Source organism: Maribacter sp. Asnod2-G09 (genome assembly GCF_045063795.1).
GTDB lineage: Bacteria > Bacteroidota > Bacteroidia > Flavobacteriales > Flavobacteriaceae > Maribacter.
Map to the genome: position 1 here is coordinate 946475 of NZ_JBEFOA010000004.1, position 18871 is coordinate 965345.

Annotated in this window: 15 protein-coding genes; 10 read left to right on the forward strand and 5 right to left on the reverse strand. The window is 34.1% G+C overall.

Annotated elements, in window-relative coordinates; genetic code table 11:
• Positions 1–65: 65 nt before the first annotated feature.
• Positions 66–1136 carry a beta-agarase gene (locus tag ACJJVT_RS11155; RefSeq protein ID WP_405398699.1) on the forward strand — a complete coding sequence of 357 codons (1071 nt, stop codon included), beginning with the start codon at positions 66–68 and terminating at the stop codon, positions 1134–1136.
• Positions 1137–1260: 124 nt separating this feature from the next.
• Here ACJJVT_RS11155 and ACJJVT_RS11160 read toward each other — a convergent pair whose 3' ends face one another.
• The 4 genes from ACJJVT_RS11160 to ACJJVT_RS11175 all read right to left on the reverse strand — a co-directional run bounded on the left by ACJJVT_RS11160 (position 1261) and on the right by ACJJVT_RS11175 (position 5412).
• Positions 1261–2217, reverse strand: coding sequence for a 2-dehydro-3-deoxygalactonokinase (locus ACJJVT_RS11160; RefSeq protein WP_405398700.1), 957 nt, complete (start codon positions 2215–2217; stop codon positions 1261–1263).
• Between the two features lie 8 nt (positions 2218–2225).
• On the reverse strand, positions 2226–3389 hold the full coding sequence (locus ACJJVT_RS11165; RefSeq protein WP_405398702.1) for a mandelate racemase/muconate lactonizing enzyme family protein: 1164 nt from the start codon (positions 3387–3389) through the stop codon (positions 2226–2228).
• Between the two features lie 15 nt (positions 3390–3404).
• Positions 3405–4706 (reverse strand): MFS transporter, encoded by a 1302-nt coding sequence (locus tag ACJJVT_RS11170; RefSeq protein WP_405398703.1) that lies wholly within the window; start codon positions 4704–4706, stop codon positions 3405–3407.
• Between the two features lie 442 nt (positions 4707–5148).
• Positions 5149–5412, reverse strand: a complete 264-nt coding sequence (locus tag ACJJVT_RS11175; RefSeq protein WP_405398704.1) for a hypothetical protein — start codon at positions 5410–5412, stop codon at positions 5149–5151.
• Positions 5413–5593: 181 nt separating this feature from the next.
• On the opposite strand from ACJJVT_RS11175, the gene ACJJVT_RS11180 reads away from it, so the two are divergent.
• The 6 genes from ACJJVT_RS11180 to ACJJVT_RS11205 all read left to right on the forward strand — a co-directional run bounded on the left by ACJJVT_RS11180 (position 5594) and on the right by ACJJVT_RS11205 (position 14921).
• Entirely contained in the window at positions 5594–5818 is a 225-nt protein-coding gene (locus ACJJVT_RS11180; RefSeq protein ID WP_405398706.1) for a RagB/SusD family nutrient uptake outer membrane protein, read from the forward strand.
• Between the two features lie 315 nt (positions 5819–6133).
• Positions 6134–10366 (forward strand): two-component regulator propeller domain-containing protein, encoded by a 4233-nt coding sequence (locus ACJJVT_RS11185; protein WP_405398707.1) that lies wholly within the window; start codon positions 6134–6136, stop codon positions 10364–10366.
• Positions 10367–10409: 43 nt separating this feature from the next.
• On the forward strand, positions 10410–11939 hold the full coding sequence (locus ACJJVT_RS11190) for a sulfatase (protein WP_405398708.1): 1530 nt from the start codon (positions 10410–10412) through the stop codon (positions 11937–11939).
• Positions 11940–12006: 67 nt separating this feature from the next.
• A complete protein-coding gene (locus ACJJVT_RS11195; RefSeq protein WP_405398710.1) occupies positions 12007–13242 on the forward strand; it encodes a DUF6786 family protein in 1236 nt (411 codons plus the stop codon).
• 33 nt (positions 13243–13275) lie between these two features.
• On the forward strand, positions 13276–14292 hold the full coding sequence (locus ACJJVT_RS11200; protein ID WP_405398711.1) for an SMP-30/gluconolactonase/LRE family protein: 1017 nt from the start codon (positions 13276–13278) through the stop codon (positions 14290–14292).
• A gap of 2 nt (positions 14293–14294) precedes the next feature.
• On the forward strand, positions 14295–14921 hold the full coding sequence (locus tag ACJJVT_RS11205; RefSeq protein ID WP_405398713.1) for a bifunctional 4-hydroxy-2-oxoglutarate aldolase/2-dehydro-3-deoxy-phosphogluconate aldolase: 627 nt from the start codon (positions 14295–14297) through the stop codon (positions 14919–14921).
• Between the two features lie 205 nt (positions 14922–15126).
• Here the strand turns inward: ACJJVT_RS11205 and ACJJVT_RS11210 are convergent, their stop codons facing one another.
• Positions 15127–15984: an AraC family transcriptional regulator gene (locus ACJJVT_RS11210; RefSeq protein WP_405398715.1), complete on the reverse strand. Its 858-nt coding sequence runs from the start codon at positions 15982–15984 to the stop codon at positions 15127–15129.
• A 158-nt stretch (positions 15985–16142) separates the two neighbouring features.
• On the opposite strand from ACJJVT_RS11210, the gene ACJJVT_RS11215 reads away from it, so the two are divergent.
• Genes ACJJVT_RS11215 through ACJJVT_RS11225 form a run of 3 tightly spaced genes read left to right on the forward strand, consistent with a single transcriptional unit; the run spans position 16143 to position 18870 of the window.
• Positions 16143–17300 (forward strand): cytochrome P450, encoded by a 1158-nt coding sequence (locus ACJJVT_RS11215; RefSeq protein WP_405398716.1) that lies wholly within the window; start codon positions 16143–16145, stop codon positions 17298–17300.
• Between the two features lie 17 nt (positions 17301–17317).
• Complete coding sequence (locus ACJJVT_RS11220) at positions 17318–17626, forward strand: 2Fe-2S iron-sulfur cluster-binding protein (RefSeq protein ID WP_405398718.1); 309 nt, start codon at positions 17318–17320, stop codon at positions 17624–17626.
• Positions 17626–18870, forward strand: coding sequence for an NAD(P)/FAD-dependent oxidoreductase (locus ACJJVT_RS11225; RefSeq protein WP_405398719.1), 1245 nt, complete (start codon positions 17626–17628; stop codon positions 18868–18870). The genes ACJJVT_RS11220 and ACJJVT_RS11225 overlap by 1 nt, the downstream gene beginning before the upstream one ends.
• The last annotated feature ends 1 nt before the right edge of the window (position 18871 follow it).

The following is an 18871-nucleotide window of genomic DNA, read 5'->3' on the forward strand; positions in this document are numbered from 1 at the left end:
AGTTGAATAGTAGAGAAAAAAATTACTTGTTTTTTATCTTTAAGCAAAGTGTAAAAATTCTTGTAATGAAAAAAATAGTATTGCTGATAGTGCTTACAAATTTTATTGTATTTAGTTGTTCAACTTCTACTTCAAATGAACCAAACACAGAACAGAAAGATGTGGATGACCAAGTTATAACTGAGGAAGAAGAAGAAGAAGAAGAAGAGGTTATCGAAGAAACCTGGATTACAATACCCGTACCCGCAGATGCAGGTTCTGGTATGACTTGGGAGTTTCAAGAAAGCGTTTCAGATGATTTTGAATATGAAGCACAGGCCTCGAACAAAGGTGTTATATTTTTAGATAAATGGGATGATTGGTATCATAATGCGTGGTCAGGACCGGCATCTACCACTTGGTCTAGAGAACATTCATCTGTAGAAAATGGAACCTTAAAGTTAATTGCTTCACGTTTTGAAACCGAAAGGGTCAATGCAGGTGTCATACATTCTAAACAAACTGTTCAATACCCGGTATACATAGAAGCTAATATCAAAATAATGAATTCGGTATTGGCAAATGGAGCTTGGTTACTAAGCCCAGACGATACTCAAGAAATTGATTTTATGGAAGGCTACGGTGCAGATTTTTCAGAGAGTGCAAATGATGATCTTTCATGGTACGCACAAAGAATGCATGTTAGCCATCATGTTTTTATTAGAGATCCTTTTCAAGATTGGCAACCAAGCGAGCTAGTGAACGGTAATGGTAATCCTTCACCGAACCCCACGTGGATAACTCGAAATGACGGTGCCGGTAATATTCTTTGGAAAGATTCTTTTCATAGATACGGAGTCTATTGGAAAGACCCATTCAATTTATACTACTATATTGATGGTGTACTAGTAACTAAAAGAGAAGGAAAAGATGAAATTGATCCTTTATATCTGACGAATTCAACTAACCCAGGTGATACTACTAATGATACCAGAACTGGCTTATCTAAAGAAATGGATATTATTTTCAGTGTTGAAGAACAAGGGTGGAGAACAATAAATGGTAAGGTTGTTATACCTACCGATACCGAATTATCAAATACCGATAATGCATTTACTATTGATTGGATAAGAATTTTCAAACCAGTTGAAAACTAGTTTAAATTGATTTTAAAACTAAGTCTCTTTTCAATAAAATTATTGAAAAGAGACTTAGTTTTTTTGTTTAAAAAAAATATTCCAAAAGACTAGATATAAACTAGCACACTAATGTTATTTTTTCTTAATTGAGTTTACTTATCATTTTTAACAATGAAAAATGTCCCTTAACGACTGCATTAGTTTCAATTGCATCATCTAAGATTTGATGTTTTTGATTTGGAAACAACTCGGCTAAAGCTATCTCGTATAATTTTAAAAGTGGAGAACAAGTAAATAAAATAAATTGTTCATTGTCATTTTCTATATATGACAACTCATCACCAATTAACAAACCACTTAAAAAATAGAACCCTTCATTTTTAGATGTGCCATTTAAAATATCATTGGCACGTATAGTAAATAAATGAGCAGTTAACTCTTTTCTGAAACCTGAATGCAACCCTTTTAAAAATGCTTTTTCTGATACAGTTGACCACTGTTGTTCATTTACACTATTAGAGAGAATGCTATTTTTAGATAATAGCTCAAAAAGCTCACCCGTCATATAGGTTTTAAACCCTACTATTTCATTAGTATCGAAATAAACATGTTTACTATGCGTACCAGGTAAAATCAAAATACCTTTTTCATATTTAGTAATTGTGGTATTTAATCCAATAACTTGGGCTTCTTCACCACGCATAACATCAACAACATCCCTGACTCCAGATATTAAAAGTACATCTGAAGATGTTAAATTATTGAACAACTTCCAATGCAAACCCTTCCCAGTAATTGAAAAAGGAATGTCGGCATAGTCCATTTCAAACATACCAATACTAGAAGAAGCCATACCCGAAATCACAATTAAATTGTTTTGATATGCTACAGGTAAATTATCAATTAAGTCTATTAATGTATTATAAAAATAATCGAATTGCTCTATTTGAGTCTCTTTCAAATACTCTTGATAAACAGTCTTTACACCTGCATTAGATGCAAAATTCGCAAGCACATTCAGTGTTTCGGTTTCAATGACTTTTAATCGAATATTTGTTGTTCCCCAATCACAACTTATAAAGGTTAATGGTATTTTCATATTCTAATTTACCAATTTGTAAAAGAGCCATCATTTCTGTACAATCTTGGCACTTCTGTCATTTTAAACTTTTGTTTTACTGCTAAGTCTTCATTAAACTCAACACCTAAACCAGGAGTATTGGGAACGCGGTATCTCGCGCCATCTAATTGATGCTGCACTGGATAAAACTCTGGTGCATTTGTACCCATATATTGCGCGGGAGTATTTACTTCTTCTAAATAACTAAAATTAGGACATGCCGCTGCCAAATGAATAGAAGCAGCCGTACAAATTGGACCTAAAGGATTGTGCGGCATTAAGTCTACATAATGCGTTTCGGCCATTGAAGCTACTTTCATCGCTTCTGTCAATCCACCAACATTACAAACATCTATACGCGCGTATTGTGCAATATTATTTTCTAAATACGGCATAAACTGCCATTTGCTTGAAAACTCTTCTCCTATAGCAAAAGGCACATCGATCATACGCCTTAGTTCTTGATAAGCCCCTGGGTTTTGATCACGAATGGGTTCTTCAAGAAAATCAATAGTACCGTCTGGCATTTTTTTCATGAACGAATAAGTCTCTGCAATGTTCAGTCGTGTATGGTAATCTACGCCAATGGTAATTTCAGGACCAACTTCTTTTCGTAATTCGGTAATCCAATTTGCAAGTGTTACTATAGATTCTCTAGGTTCAAAGCTACTTTTATCTTCTTTAGATTCAAATTCGGCAGGTGCAAGCCTCAATACTTTCCAGCCTTCTTTTACACATATTTTAGAATACTCTAAAAGTTCTTCTTTAGTAGTAAACCTAACCGAGGCAAAACATTCTACAAAATCTCGCTGCTTTCCTCCTAAGAGTTCATATACAGGAACTCCTAAATCTTTCCCTTTAATATCATATAATGCAATATCTATTGCTGAAATAGCAGCCAACAAAACCCTGCCACCTTCAAAATATTGACCTCTATACATTTCTTGCCAAAGGGCACCAATTTTTCGAGGATCTTTGCCAATTAAAAAACCTTTAAAATGTTCAATTGCCCCAACTACGGCAAGTTCTCTGCCTGACAATCCAGAACATCCCAAGCCGTACAAGGCATTATCAGTTTCTACTTTTACGACCAATTGTACTCCTCCGCCCTCTATATTAATAGGATACGATTTGATATCGGTTATTTTCATAAGTGTAAATAGTTTTTATTTTTCGGGGATTATTCGTTCCACTTTGCCTACAATAAATGTATAAGATATTAAACCCAACAATGCCAACATGCCTATAAAAAATAAAGCAGGACTAAAGTCGCCATCTTGTACAAGGTATCCAATGACAACAGGAACTATGACAGCAGACAACCCACCTATAAAATTAAATGTTCCTCCAATTAGACCTATGTTATTTTTTGGTGCAATTAATGATACAAATATCCAAGCAATACTAGCCAACCCATTTCCAAAAAAAGCAATGGATAAAAACACAATAATCAACGTAGTATCTTCAGTATAGTTTGCGCCTATAATTGCAATTGATAATAACATTCCGGTTATAATTGGTGCCTTTCTTGCCACCTCTCGTGTAAATCCTCTTTTTATCAAATAATCAGAAGTAAAACCGGCTAGAAGTACGCCAAAAAACGCAGCCAAATAAGGAATTGATGCATAGAACCCAGATTTAATAAAATCTAACCCTCTAAATTCAACCAAATAAGTGGGAAACCAAGTCAGAAAGAAAATAGTCGTCGACCCCAAACAAAACTGCCCAATATATAAGCCCCAAAGTTTACGATATTTGAAAGCATTCGCTAAATCTGACCAATCAAACTTTTGAGTTTCGGTCTTATCTATGCTAACGACCAAACCACCACCATCTTTGATGTGCGCTAATTCAGCATCACCAAGTTTTTTATGGTTTTGCGGATCTCGGTAGAAAAAGTACCAAACTGCCGCCCAAATTAGACCTATTACCCCAGATACGATAAACAACCCTCTCCACCCCAAGGCATCTTGAATTAATGTGAGCACCGGTAATAAAAAAGCCATACCTAAAAATTGACCTGATGTATAAGTTGCGATAGCAGATGCTCTTTCGTTTTCGGGAAACCATCTTGTTACTATTAAATTATTGATTGGATAAGATGGTGCCTCAAACATACCAATGCTTGTTCTAAGCCCAAGAAGCGCTATAAAAGAATTTACCAAGCCTTGAACCAATGTTGCAATAGACCATAACACCATAATAAGTGGATATAGTAATCTTGACTTTACCTTGTCGGCAACAATACCCCCAGGTATTTGAAGTAAGGAATATGTCCATCCGAATGCTGAGAAAATATACCCCATTTGAATAGCCGTAATACCCAATTCCTCTTTAATAGCTCCTGCTGCTATTGATATATTTGTACGGTCTAGATAATTGATAACTACGGTAACAAATATCATTGTCAATATCTGATATCGTTTTTTACCAACACGTCCTTTTGAGCTTAGCCCTATTTTACTCATATTTATTCGTTTAAGTATACTTATTCGCTCCTAGCTTATTCTATTTTCTAAACTCGAATTGACAATTTCATATTAATGTTTAAATTGTATTTCGATAATGTATCATTATGTTTTTTACACCTTAGTTCACTACCCTTGTTACCTTAATGTATTCATCAAATTATCGTCATTAGAAACCATTTAGAATTTAAATTTGTATGTGGTTTAGATTTAAAATTATTAACACAACCCAAATACAAATCAAAATGAATTTTATCAACAACGAACATATAAAAACATCACCTTCGCTTGCTTCAAATCTAGTTCTTAACATTAAATAGATTGGGTAATATTGGTTCAAATACTATAACAAATAACTTAAAAAGGCTACAGAGAAGGTGTATAAAAAATTTTACAATCAAGCCTGTCATGGTTTTTATTCTAATCTCAGCACTTACAATACTTAAGGTTTAATAGAAAAAAGCTGAATGTAATTGTTGTTGGCTACCAATACCGCTTCGGTTTCACCAAACTTAATACGCTTCATATATTTTGCGTCATGGGGAGTAAAAAAACCACTTTCCAATACGGTTATCGCATTAAAATTTCCTTTACCATTTCCTTTTAGAAAGAAGCCTACTTCTGCATCATTTCTAGGTGTTTCTATTTGAGTAATGAAGAGCAGAGGTTGCTGCAGCTGAAATGACTTAGAGACCGCTAAAAACATGGTAAACATGATACGCGAAAGGGCTCAAGACGATATGGTAATGGGCAAAGTAAACAATACCACCTTTGAAAGTAGCTTTATACCTGACATAGAAGTAGATTAACCAGCCGCCAACTAAAACCTTGGTTTATATACTTCTTTTCCAAACGTTGAATATTCAAATAAGGCTATTTATCATGAAATGCGATTAGAGTTTGCATTAGAAGGTATGCGTTTTCAAGATCTTATACGCTGGGGTGTAGAAGAAGAAACAATGAATACCAATTTCCAATCTGAATTATCTGGCGGAAAACTACCTTGGTTACAAGGTGCATCGTTTACTGCCGGTAAAAATGATCATTTTCCTGTAACACAGTCACAAATAGATTTACAACCAGGTGTTTTAACTCAAGATCCTGCGTATTAATTTAAAACAATCGAGTAATTATAAATTGAGTTAGTTTGTTTAAAGGCGACCCTTTCTGTTTAGTGTCGCTTTTTTACTTTTAAAACTAAAATATTTTCAAATATTGACACGACACCAATTTTACGAAATCAAATTAACAATAAAGCACTATACAACAGAGACTTCACTAACATCTTTTCCAATTATATATAGATTGGTTTAAATACTCATTAGACCTACGATTCCATAAAAATGAAGAGAATTTACCTAGAAAAATAAAAATAATGCAAAAATAGAATGGTATTTTTAGATGTTGCCTAAAGGTTAAAAAACCACATGAATAAAACAATCAAATTTTATACTTCTCAGTTATGGTTAATTATAATGCTGCTCTGCAACGTTGTAGTTTTCACTCAGAGTCCTGACCTAAAATTTGAACATTTTATAGATAACAACGGACTTACACAAAATTCTGTAATGAAAATTCTTCAAGATAAAGAAGGATTTTTGTGGATGGCTACTCCCAACGGTCTGTATAAATATGATGGTAAAACTTTTACCATTTACAGACACGAGTACAACAACCCTAACAGCTTGATCAATAACTCGGTTTATGAACTCGAACTAGATGCATCTGGAAACATTCTTATTGGTACAGGAAGAGGCCTTAGTAAGTTCAATAAGGTAACCGAGACTTTTTCAACATTTCCTTCGATATTAAAAGACAAACGTATTAGTGCTATTTATCCAGATGAAGATGGTTCTCTTTGGGTTGGCACCTTATATTCTGGAGTTTATCATTTTGAAAACACAGATGAACTGGGTACTATGCCCGAGCGTTACTTTTTTCAATCTGATGCTAATGTTACAATTAAGCCTAATAAGGTTCACTCTATTACAAAAGATATTTCTGGTAATGTTTGGGTAGGCACCAATAGAAGTCTGTACAAATTAAAAAAAGAGTCTAACGATAATTTCGTTCAGTTTAAGGTATTGAACGAAGATGTTAAATCTCTATTTTTAGACAAAAACGGAAAACTTTGGGTGGGTGTTGAAGGGCATTTTTTAATTGGTATTGAAAATGCAGAAAATATAAATTCAATTAACGAATTAAAATTTAAGCGCTATAGCTTTCTTCCTGAGTTGACAGACACCACTGAATATGGAGGTTTGATTGAAATAAGTCAAGCAGATGATTCTAATCTATGGCTAGGTATACACGGCTTCGGTCTTTATTGGTTTAACACCGATACTGGTGATTTTAAAATGTACGCACCAAATCATTTAGACTCGCAAAGTTTAAGTAGTGCAAATGTTGAAACAATATTGGTAGATAGCTTTAATGTACTTTGGGTAGGCACTGAAGAAGGCGGGTTGAATAAATGTGATCTAGGTCATAAGGATATTACCTTTATAAGAAAAAATGAATTGATTGAAAACTCTTTGAGTAATCCTTCGGTCAACGCAATAACTACGGGAGACGACAATTCCATTTGGGTAGGTACTGAAAATGGTCTCAACAACATTAAATTCAAAGGTGAAGGTTTTGAGGAACCGATTTTCAATCATTATTTTTTGAATGACAAACTCACCGAATCAAAACAACCTATACCACAACCAGTTTGGTCTATTCTTAAAGATAAAGACAATGATTTTTGGTTAGGAAGTACAGAAGGAATTCTACATATGACCGTGAACCCCAAAACCAGAAAAATATCATTAAACCCCACTGAAATCAATGACATTGTTGAAGTATTTTCTTCGCTAGAAGATAAACAAGGGGTATTATGGTTTGGCTCGTTCCTTGACGGTTTAATAAAATGGGAAAAGAAAAGAAAACCCAATAGTAACAAATTTGATTTTTCTAATGCAGTTTACTACCTACCCAATTCGAATGATGCCAATAGCATAAGTGGTATAGAAATAAGCTGTATTTATGAAGATAGCAAAGGCATTATATGGGTTGGCACCTTGCAAGGTGGTTTAAATAAGGTTATCCCCGGTAAAAATGGTCAACCAGATACTTTTATTTCATACCAACATGATCCAAAAGACCAAAATAGCCTAAGTCATAATTCTGTTTTTTCAATTCTTGAAGATAAAAACGGAAATTATTGGATCGGTACTTTCGGGGGTGGTCTAAACAAAATGATCTTTTCTCAAACTACTAATCAAAAACCTATATTCAAACACTATCGAGAAGAAGATGGGTTGGCAAACAATGCGGTTTACGGTATTCTTGAAGGCGACGACGGAAAAATATGGGTTAGCACTGACAAAGGTATTTCATCTTTTGACCCCTTGAAAGAGACCTTTAAAAGCTTCAATAAAAAAGATGGGCTACAGAGTAACAATTTTAGAAAAAATGCCTATTTAAAAAATAAAGACGGATACTTATTTTTTGGAGGTCTTAAAGGACTGAATATTTTTCATCCTAACAATTTAAAAGATAACACCATACCTGCCATACCCAAGATTACCGCAATTAAAATAAAGAATGAAGTCGTAAAAGTTGGTCAAGAGTTTAATGATCGTATAATTCTAGATAAATCTATATCTGCATTAGAGGACAAAAAAATAGCACTCAATTACGATGAGAGCGTACTCACCTTTGAATTTGCCGCACTACATTATGCTGCTCCCGAAAAGAACAACTTTTTATATAAGCTTGAAGGTTTTGATGACGAGTGGCATAAATCTAAAACAACGGCATTTGCACATTACACCAATCTACCACCAGGTGAATATACCTTTAAGGTTAAAGCTTCAAATAATGATGGTATTTGGAGCGAGTTTCCTGCAACAATGGGTTTTAAAATATCACCTCCTTTCTGGCTTACTTCGTGGGCATATATTGTATATGCATGTCTTCTAGCTCTAATTCTTCTTGGTCTAAGATCATACTTTCAACTTAAGTCTAACCAAACAACTGCTATAAGGGTTCAACAAGAAATAGAAAAGGCCAATAAATTGAAGCTTCAGTTTTTTACAAATATTTCACATGACTTTAAAACGCCCATTACCCTTATAATGAATCCACTAGAAGAAATCTTAGAAGATTCCAACATTAGTATTTCATTACGTAAAAGGCTTGGTGTTATTCAACGTAATGCCGATTATTTGTTGAGACTTGTTAATCAGTTAATGGAGTTCAGAAAAATAGAAGTTGGCGAAACTAAATTGGTAGCCACCAAATCTAACATTGTAAATTTCGTTAGAGAAATTACATTTTCATTTAAAGCATTGGCCTTAAAAAAGAATATCAGTTTATCGTTTGAAAGCCAATCATATGCTTCAGAGGTTTGGTTCGATTGGGATAAGCTTGAAAAAATTCTAAATAACCTTATCTCTAACGCGATCAAGTTCACTGAGAATGATGGAAGTATAATTGTACGTTTACAAAACCCTAAAGATAAATCTACTTTAGAGATTAGAGGGGTAGAAATAGAATCTGAATATGTAAGTATTGAAATTGAAGATAACGGACCAGGAATACCTCATGAGCAGCTTCCTCATATTTTTGAACGTTTTTACCAAGTAAACAAAACCAATGATAATTCTTCAAATTCAGGTTCTGGAATTGGACTGGCCATTACCAAAGACTTAATTGTTTTACATTATGGTACAATTGAAGTAGATTCCAAAATAGATATTGGAACCCGGTTTATTCTAAAACTACCTACAGGAAGCGAACATTTATTACCCGAGGAAATTGCACCCTATTCAGCTCCTCAAAAGAAATTAGACAATGTTATTGAAACACCACAACCGAACAACGTTGAACTCGCTAAGAAAAAAACTGCCAATAAAAAGAAAACGGTATTGGTGGTTGATGACAATCAAGATATTAGAACTTTAGTTAAGAATGGTTTGCAAAAAAAATACCATGTATTAGAGGCTGATACGGGTAAAAATGCTTTGAAAATGGTTCTACAAAAACTACCTGAACTTATTGTAAGTGATGTGCTCATGCCTGAAATGGACGGTATTGAGCTATGCCATGAACTGAAATCAAATATTCGTACTAAGCATATTCCCATAATTTTACTTACCGCCTTAAATTCAGTGGAACATAGAATTAAAGGCATACAATCTGGGGCAGACGCTTATATCCCCAAACCATTTAAAATGAAACTGTTATCTATTACGGCAGATAAGCTCATAGAATCTAGAGAATATATGCGTGTTCGTTTTAAGACAGAAGAACAATTAACACCTAAAAAAATAATTCTTGATTCTGAGGATAAGAAATTTCTAGATAAGATCATGCTGCTCATGGAAGAACACATGAGCAATGAAAACTACTGGATCGAGCAATTGGTTCTCGATATGAATACTAGTAGGTCAACTTTTTTTAGAAGGTTAAAAAAATTAACAGGCCAACCCCCTAATGATTTTATTAGGCTAATCAGACTCAAAAGAGCTGCGCAACTATTGCAACAGGGAGAACTAAGTATTGCCGAAGTAAGTTATAGTGTAGGTTTTAACGACCCTAATTATTTCGGAAAGTGTTTTCGCAAGGTCTTTGGTAAAGCACCCTCTAGATATGTATCAGAAAATGAAGTGTAAAATATAAAAGTAGCCATCATTAACAATCAATAAATACTTAATTATGAATAACATTATTTCTTACAAAACTATGCGCTTCAATACAATTCTCATCTGTATTCTAAGCATTTTCATGTTATCCTGTGAAGAAGAAAAATCAACAATAACGACCAAGAGACCTAATATCGTATTTATCATTGCAGATGATGTTAATTGGAACGATTTAGGAGTGTATGGCAATAATACTGTTAGAACCCCAAACATTGACCAATTAGCAAAAGACGGAATGCTATTTACACAGGCATTTTTGACCACAAGTTCATGTAGCCCTAGTAGAACAAGTATTATTAGTGGATTATACCCGCATAACACAGATGCCGAACAACTGTCTTGGCCTTTACCCGAAAATAAAAATACATTTGTAAAACAGCTTCAAAATTCAGGATACTGGACAGGGCTCGCAGGTAAACATCATCTTGGGCAATCGGTAAATGATGATTTCGATACCATTTATGAAATGCAATGGAAAGATGCACCTCTTGGTCTAGACCGCAGACTGGTAGGTGACGGCAGTGGTTGCGATGAATGGATAAAATTACTTCGAAGTAGGGAAAAGGACAAGCCATTTTTTACATGGCTGGCTTCCTTTGATGCTCATAGACCTTTTTCTGAAGGTATAATCGATAATCCACATAAACCAGAAAACGTAATTTTACCTCCTTATCACCCTGATACCAAAAAAGTGCGTAAAGATTACGCCCTTTATTATGACGAAATTTCACGAATGGATGATTATGTAGGTAAGGTAATTGTTGAATTGGAAAACCAAGGTGTGGCTGACAACACCATCATTCTTTTTATAACAGATAACGGAAGGGCTTTTCCTAGAGATAAAACTACGCTTTACGAAGGTGGAATTAAAACTCCATGGATTGTGAAATGGCCTTCAAAAATTAAACCAGGTAGTACAAGTAACAATCTTGTAAGCTCAATCGATATTGCGCCTACATTCATGAAAATTGCCGGTTTAGAACCATTAAATGATTTTGAAGGCATTGACTTTACTCCGCTTTTGAGTGAAGATGCAAAACCTGTTAGAAATGAAATCTATGCCGAAGATCATTTTCATGATTTTGAAGATTACACAAGAGCTATTAGAACTACCAGTTATAAATACATTAAAAATTTCTATCCTGACCTTCCTAATACTCCGTCTGCAGATGTCATTAGAGATTTGACCTGGAAAAGCATGTTGAGCGAAAAAGAAAATGGCACATTGAACGAAGCTCAAATGAGATGCTTTATTATACCTAGACCGACCGAAGAACTTTATGACATTGTAAAAGACCCGAATGAGCTCTACAATCTTGCACAGAACGAATCTCATACAAATATCTTAAACGATATGCGTTTGCGATTAAAACAAATGCGTAAAAGAACAAATGATTCATTACCTATCGCTAGAACGAATGATGATTTTTTTAGAGATACAGGACTCCCAACCAAATACAGGTTAAGACCAAGGCCATCTAAAGAAGTAATGATGAAAGCTATGTTGGCAGGTGAGGTACTTATTAATCCAGACTTTGAGTAAGTATAAAAACAACATTATCAAATTTTATGATTCCGAAATCAATATTAACCAATCTACAAGTAATTAAATGAGAAATCGGCTGGTATTAAAAATCAAGGCTGTAGTTTCTATAATTACTTATTTGTTAAGCTATAAAGCATTGGTATTACTAATAACTATGATATCCTTATTAGGATGTAATTCTACATTTACGCTTAATACTTTTGGTAGTGACCTTAAGGTATTAAATAACATTGATGACATTCATGTACTCAAATCAGAAAACACGATGGTGGCGGTTTCGGGTGGATTACAAGGGCGTGTTTTTACCAGTAGTTCTAGTGGATTAAAAGGTAAAAGCTATGGTTGGTTCAATAGAGAAGCTATTTTAAACAGAAGCTTTAAGAACAAGTTTAGTAATCTAGGTGGTGAAGACAGAATGTGGTTTGGACCACAATATGGTGAGTACAATCTATTTTTTGAATCAGGTGATACATTCGAAGATGCAAACTCACGCATTGCACCAGATTTGGATACTCTACAATTCAAAATTAAATTAAAAACAGATAAAGAAGTTGTAAGTACCGGTCGAATGCACATTAAGAACTATCAAAATTATGTGTTCGATGTTGATGTAGAAAGAAAAATCTCTATTCTAGATAAAAATAAAATAGAACAAAATCTTGGTATTTCTCTAGGTGAAAACGTTTCTTACGTTGGTTTTGAATCCGTTACTTCAATGACCAATATTGGAGTAAATAAATGGTCAAAGAATACTGGACTAATTTCAATTTGGATTCTTGGCTGCATTATTCCTACCAAAAATACTATTGCAATAATTCCTGTTACAGGTCAAATAGATGAAGTAACGAACTATTTCACCCCCTTAGATGATTCAAGAATTCAAATAAAAGACGGCATTGTTTATTATAAAGCTGATGCCAATTACTTGAATAAAATTGGTATTCTTCCGCAAAACACTGTTCCGGTTTTTGGTAGCTATTCTCCAGGATTGAATCTACTAACAATAGTAGAGTTCACCTTTGAAAATAGTCCATATTATGTGAATTCAAAAAAAGAAAATAACACTGAACCCTATGCCGGTGATGTTATAAACATCTTTAACGATGGTATTACCCAAACGGCAGGTCCCTTTGGTCCATTTTACGAAGTTGAAAGCTCTTCAGCCGCTAAAGAACTTGAAGTGGGAGAAGAAATTATACATACTAGTAGAACCTATCACTTTGAAGGCGACGAAGCGTATTTAGATCAAATCTCACTAAACGTTTTGGGTGTAAAATTATCAGACAGGGTTAAGCTATAATTTATATTAAATAGAAAAAACAATAAAAAATAAATGAAGTCTCTTATTAAGCTAGTAATTATAAGTGCTTTTTTCTTGGCATGTAAAAATAGCACCCATGTTAAGACATTGACCACAACAATAGAAAACACATCATACCCGACGATCGGATATCTAGAAAAAATAGATGAGGCATTTTATGACCACGTTCCAAAATCTGCAAAAATTGAAGTTATTGCAGATGGTTATGTATGGACAGAAGGTCCGGTTTGGATTACCGATGAACAATGTTTATTATTTTCTGACGTACCACAGAATATCAACTATAGGTGGACAGAAGAAAAAGGAGCAGTTCAATTTTTAAATCCAAGTGGCTACACTGGCAAAGACAAAAAACTTCAAGGCTCTAATGGCATGTTTTTAGACCAAGAAAACAATCTAATTCTTTGTCAGACCGGAGATAGGGTGGTTGCACGTTATTTAGGAGATTATAAAAACCCTGTTTCTGAATTTGAGGTAATTGCCAGCGAATTTGAAGGTAAAAAGTTCAACGCTCCAAACGATTTAGTAATAGATAAAAAAGGGAGAATTTATTTTACCGACCCCAATTTTGGGCTAGAAGAAGGTTCTAAAGAATTAGAATTTGAAGGAGTCTATATGATTGGTACGAATAGAGAAGTTAAACTACTAACATCTAAATGGCCTACACCCAATGGAATAGGCTTATCTCCAGATAGTTCACAATTATATATTGCGAATTCAAACCCTCCGTTATTCGTTAGTTATGATATTTCTGAAGGAGGTGATTTATCTAATGAAAAGATTGTTTTAGACCTTCAAGAAGCATTAGACAAGAGTATTTCTAAACAAAAACCAGATGGTATGGCCATTAAAAAAGACGGTACCATATTTCTAACAGGTCCAGACGGTGTTTTTGTAATAAACAAAAACGGCAATCATTTAGGCACGATCAAAACAGACAAGCTAACATCTAATTGTGTATTCAACGAAGATGAGTCTGTATTGTATGTTTCATGCCATGAACTCATCTTAAGAATAAAATTAAATTAAATATGAAAGAATTTTCAGAAGTGCTTTTTAAAGAAACTCCTATTGTTGGTATTTTAAGGGGCTATGACCAAGAGACAGTATTAAATATTGCCAGAACCTTCGTAAGCGAAGGTTTTACAAATTTAGAGATCACAAGAAATAGTCCAGATGTTTACCAGATCATTGAGGCTTTAGTAAAAGAATTTGAAGGTAAATTAAATATTGGTTGTGGTACCGTACTCACCAAAAAAGATGCTAAAAAGGCATTGAAAGCGGGTGCTTCTTTTATAGTAACCCCAATTGTAAATAAAAACGTAATTCGTTTTTGTGTTAAAAAACATGTTCCTGTTTTTCCTGGGGCGTTCTCACCAACAGAAGTCTATACCGCATGGAAATTAGGTGCAAAAATGGTTAAAATTTTCCCTTCAGCAAACCTTGGTCCTAGCTATATAGCTAATGTAGCAGCCCCATTAGACTTTATAGATTATATGCCTACAGGTGGAGTTTCGCTAGAAAACATAGAAGAGTTTAAAAAAGCTGGTGCAAAAGCATTTGGTATGGGCGGTTTACTTTTTGACCCAGAAATGATAAAAAAGAATGATTGGGAAGCGTTAGCCAAGCATTTTAGAAAATTTAAAGAAGCAGTATAAATTATATACGTACAATCGGTAATTTAAAAAGTCTTGATAATTGAATTATCAAGACTTTTAGTTTTGCAGCAAATCTTAAAATACAATTAAAACTAACTTGGTATTGGTAGCCTTTTCTTTTAATATTCTTCAACTATACTATTATAGATTTATGAACTATATACTCATAAGGCTCATAAAGAATTCAAGATAAGCATCGAACTATTTATGAATTCATTTTTAGGTATTGACTTTTAAAAACCTTAGGTGAGCTGTTCATATATTTTTGAAACTGTCTGTAGAAAAAAGGCAGACTTTCATACCCACAATCGTAAGCAATTTGGCTTACTTGTTTGTTTGTTTCAATTAGCATTTTACTGGCAAGGTTAATACGGTATTCATTTATAAATGTAAAAAATGACTTGTTAAGCGATTTTTTAAAAAAACGGCAAAACGCTTCATTACTCATAGATACCAAAGTAGATACATCATCTAATTTTATTTTGGAATTATAGTTCTTCTCCACATAATCGTACACTACATCAATTCTATTGTTTGCTTTTAAATTAAGATTTGGCGAGAAACTGGTAGTCGTTAATAACTCGAATGAATTTACCAATGCCAATTCTTCTAGTAATTGTAAAAAACTCAATAATCTGTCTAAGGGTTTTTTCTCTATAATAGCCAACAATCTCTTTGCTGATTTTTTTGAGGAATAAGAATGAAACAATATTCCTTTCGCAGCTTTTTTCAACAATAAATTAATTTGATAAAACTCTTCTTTTTGAAACCAGTTCTCCCCTAAAAACAAATCGTTCCATTGAAAAACAACTGACTTCACATTCCCAATATGTAAATCTGTGTTTTTCCAGCAATGCGGCAAATTTGCACCTATTAAAACAAAATCACCTTCTTCGAACTTTTGAATGCTATTACCTACGTACCTCATCCCTTTCCCTTTTACAATATAAGTTAGTTCGTATTCTGGGTGAAAATGCCAAGGCGCATCAAACTCAACATCCTCATAAACAAACGCATATAATGCACTTTGCTTAGAATTTATCTTTTCAAATTGTGCTTTCATATAATAGCAATTATAATCTATTATGATATATAAAACATCAATATACCTACTAAAATATCAAAATAAGCACTATATAGGCTAATAAAGATTAATTAACGCACCAATAGTTTATTCATATTTGCGAGTATACTTTTTAAAAATAAATAATAGTCAACACCATGGATAAGAGCAAGTTTCTAGACCCTTTTGAAAAGGAAAGAATTGAAAAAGGATTTGGCAAGATGGACGATCAGGGTGAAGAAGTCACCATGGTTTTAGTTCATAAAGATGTTAGAAAGTGTGCGCATAATGCAAAAACCTATCAATCAGGAGCTGCACCTGGGCGAATCGTTATCCCATCCGAAGAAAATATAAGAGATATACGTCAGATTCCGTTTGAAGTAGACCCGCCATTACACAAAGGGTTTAGAGATATTTTAGACCCGTGGTTCAAACGACCTCTAGAGGAAGAATATACCGCAAAGCTTAAGAATCAAATTCAATCTTTAGTCAAAGAGGTTTTAAGAAGGGACTCTTTAGACATTGTTAGTGAATTTGCTTTACCATTACAATCACGAGCATTAACTCTTTTATTAAACACGCCATACGCGCAAGCTGAAACATGGATCTCATGGGGTACACATGTTTTTAGAAGTGAAGGCTCTGCTTTAGATGCTGACAAGGCTAACATTTTGTATGATTATATTGATAAAGAAATTGAAAGAGCAAGTGCTGCCCCAACAGACGATTTGTATTCTGTGTTACTGGCATCTGAGGCTAATGGTAAAAAGCTGACCAAAGAAGAAGTTAAAGGTGTTATTATTCTAACTTTTGCTGGCGGTAGAGATACCGTTATAAATGCCGTTACAAATTCCATTTCTTATTTTTCCGAACATCCAGAATCATTAGAAAGGTTGCGCAATGAGCCTGAAATATTGAACAACACTATAGAAGAATTAATTAGATATTTTTCGCCGCTAACACAAATGGGAAGAATTACAACCGAAGATACTACCGTTTGTGAACATGCACTTAAAGCAGATAGTAAAATATCACTTTGTTGGGCTTCTGCCAATCGTGATGCCAATGTGTTCGAGAATGCAAATGAAATTGTTATCGACAGAAAAATAAATCCGCATGTAGCATTTGGCTTTGGCACACATAACTGCTTAGGAGCTACACATGCTAGACAAATACTAAAGATTTTGATTTCAACTTTATTAGATGAAGTCAAATCAATAGATATCCTAGATTACAAAGAAAATATTGAAGATTTAGGTCACTTTAAACGTAAAGTAGGCTTCGACAGTTTACACGTTAAATTCAACTCTAAATAAAAACTAATACATTAAATATGGCAAAAATAACATTTATAACTAGCGATAACGAAACCATTATAACGGAGGCAACTACGGGTAGCGTAATGGAACTTGCAGTACTAAATAAAGTTAAAGGAATTGATGGTGATTGTGGAGGAGTTTGCTCTTGTGCAACTTGCCATGTTCATGTTGAACCTGCGTTTTGGGACAAAGTTGGAGCACCTAGTCAATTAGAAAGTGACATGCTAGAATTTGATGATAATGTTAGCGAATACAGTCGCCTATGTTGCCAAATAGATGTTTCAGATGCTATTGATGGGGTGGTTTTAAATGTTGCCAAATAATGTCTACCGAATCATCAAATAAAATTTGTGTCTTAATCGGTGCAAGTCACGCTGGTGTAAATTTTGCTTTCGCCTTACGAAAAGAAGGTTGGGAAGGTGATATTATTTTATTTGATCGCGACCCAGAATTTCCATATCACAGACCGCCTTTATCTAAAGCATACTTAACAAGTGAAGTAGGTACTCAGCAAGATTTACTGTTTCCGAAACAAAATTATGAGACTGATAAGATTACCCTTAAATTAGGTAAAACCATCAGCTCAATTAACCGTAAAGAAAAAAGCGTCACTGTTTCTGATGGTTCGGTTCAGAAGTATGACAAATTAGTTCTCACTACAGGAGCACGCCCTTTTATACCACCAATAAAAGGACTGAATAGCGCAAAAAATGTTTTTGCGATGCGAACGGCAGAAGATGCTCTTAATATTAGAAAATCTCTTAATAAAGACCACAACAAAGTAGTCATTATCGGCGGTGGATACATAGGTCTAGAAACTGCTGCATCATTGAGTAAACTAGGCGCTTCAGTAACGGTATTGGAACGCGAAGAACGTGTACTATCTCGTGTTACCGCCCCTGAAATGTCTATCTATTTTAAAGAGTTACATCAGCAACATGGCGTATCAGTGCTATCAAATAAGAATGTTACATCTGTAGATTTTAATAGTTACATTAATGAAATTCAATGCGACGATGGTTCTAGCTACAAAGCAGATATCATTATCGTTGGTGTAGGTATTAAAGTTAATACCGAATTAGCTGAAGAAGCTGGTTTAGAAATTGAAAACGGAATTAAAGTTGATGCCAACTGCAAAACCAATGACCCAAACATATATGCTTTAGGCGATTGTACGTTTCATTATAATCCGCATTACAAAAAATATATTAGATTAGAATCTGTACAAAACGCTGTAGACCAAGCAAAAATTGCTGCAAAAACTATTTGTGGCGAAGCTGTAGCATATGACTCCATACCTTGGTTTTGGTCTGACCAATATGATGTAAAATTACAAATGGTGGGTTTATCGCAGGGTTATAATCAAACTATTAAGAGAATAGAAACAGATAGAGATAACTGCCAATCGGTTTGGTATTTTAAGGATGATGAATTACTTGCTGTTGATGCAATAAACAATGCAAAAGCCTATATGCTAGGTACTAGATTTATTCAAAAAAATCAAAAGATTGACAAGAACAAGCTTTCAGATATTTCAATTGCCATAACACCAACCAGTTTTATTTAAA

Excerpts from the sequence above, each read along its gene's own strand:
- ACJJVT_RS11155 (WP_405398699.1), top strand. The coding sequence starts at position 66 with ATGAAAAAAATAGTATTGCTGATAGTGCTTACAAATTTTATTGTATTT.
- ACJJVT_RS11160 (WP_405398700.1), bottom strand. The coding sequence starts at position 2,217 with ATGAAAATACCATTAACCTTTATAAGTTGTGATTGGGGAACAACAAAT.
- ACJJVT_RS11165 (WP_405398702.1), bottom strand. The coding sequence starts at position 3,389 with ATGAAAATAACCGATATCAAATCGTATCCTATTAATATAGAGGGCGGA.
- ACJJVT_RS11170 (WP_405398703.1), bottom strand. The coding sequence starts at position 4,706 with ATGAGTAAAATAGGGCTAAGCTCAAAAGGACGTGTTGGTAAAAAACGA.
- ACJJVT_RS11175 (WP_405398704.1), bottom strand. The coding sequence starts at position 5,412 with ATGTTTTTAGCGGTCTCTAAGTCATTTCAGCTGCAGCAACCTCTGCTC.
- ACJJVT_RS11180 (WP_405398706.1), top strand. The coding sequence starts at position 5,594 with ATGCGATTAGAGTTTGCATTAGAAGGTATGCGTTTTCAAGATCTTATA.
- ACJJVT_RS11185 (WP_405398707.1), top strand. The coding sequence starts at position 6,134 with ATGAATAAAACAATCAAATTTTATACTTCTCAGTTATGGTTAATTATA.
- ACJJVT_RS11190 (WP_405398708.1), top strand. The coding sequence starts at position 10,410 with ATGAATAACATTATTTCTTACAAAACTATGCGCTTCAATACAATTCTC.
- ACJJVT_RS11195 (WP_405398710.1), top strand. The coding sequence starts at position 12,007 with ATGAGAAATCGGCTGGTATTAAAAATCAAGGCTGTAGTTTCTATAATT.
- ACJJVT_RS11200 (WP_405398711.1), top strand. The coding sequence starts at position 13,276 with ATGAAGTCTCTTATTAAGCTAGTAATTATAAGTGCTTTTTTCTTGGCA.
- ACJJVT_RS11205 (WP_405398713.1), top strand. The coding sequence starts at position 14,295 with ATGAAAGAATTTTCAGAAGTGCTTTTTAAAGAAACTCCTATTGTTGGT.
- ACJJVT_RS11210 (WP_405398715.1), bottom strand. The coding sequence starts at position 15,984 with ATGAAAGCACAATTTGAAAAGATAAATTCTAAGCAAAGTGCATTATAT.
- ACJJVT_RS11215 (WP_405398716.1), top strand. The coding sequence starts at position 16,143 with ATGGATAAGAGCAAGTTTCTAGACCCTTTTGAAAAGGAAAGAATTGAA.
- ACJJVT_RS11220 (WP_405398718.1), top strand. The coding sequence starts at position 17,318 with ATGGCAAAAATAACATTTATAACTAGCGATAACGAAACCATTATAACG.
- ACJJVT_RS11225 (WP_405398719.1), top strand. The coding sequence starts at position 17,626 with ATGTCTACCGAATCATCAAATAAAATTTGTGTCTTAATCGGTGCAAGT.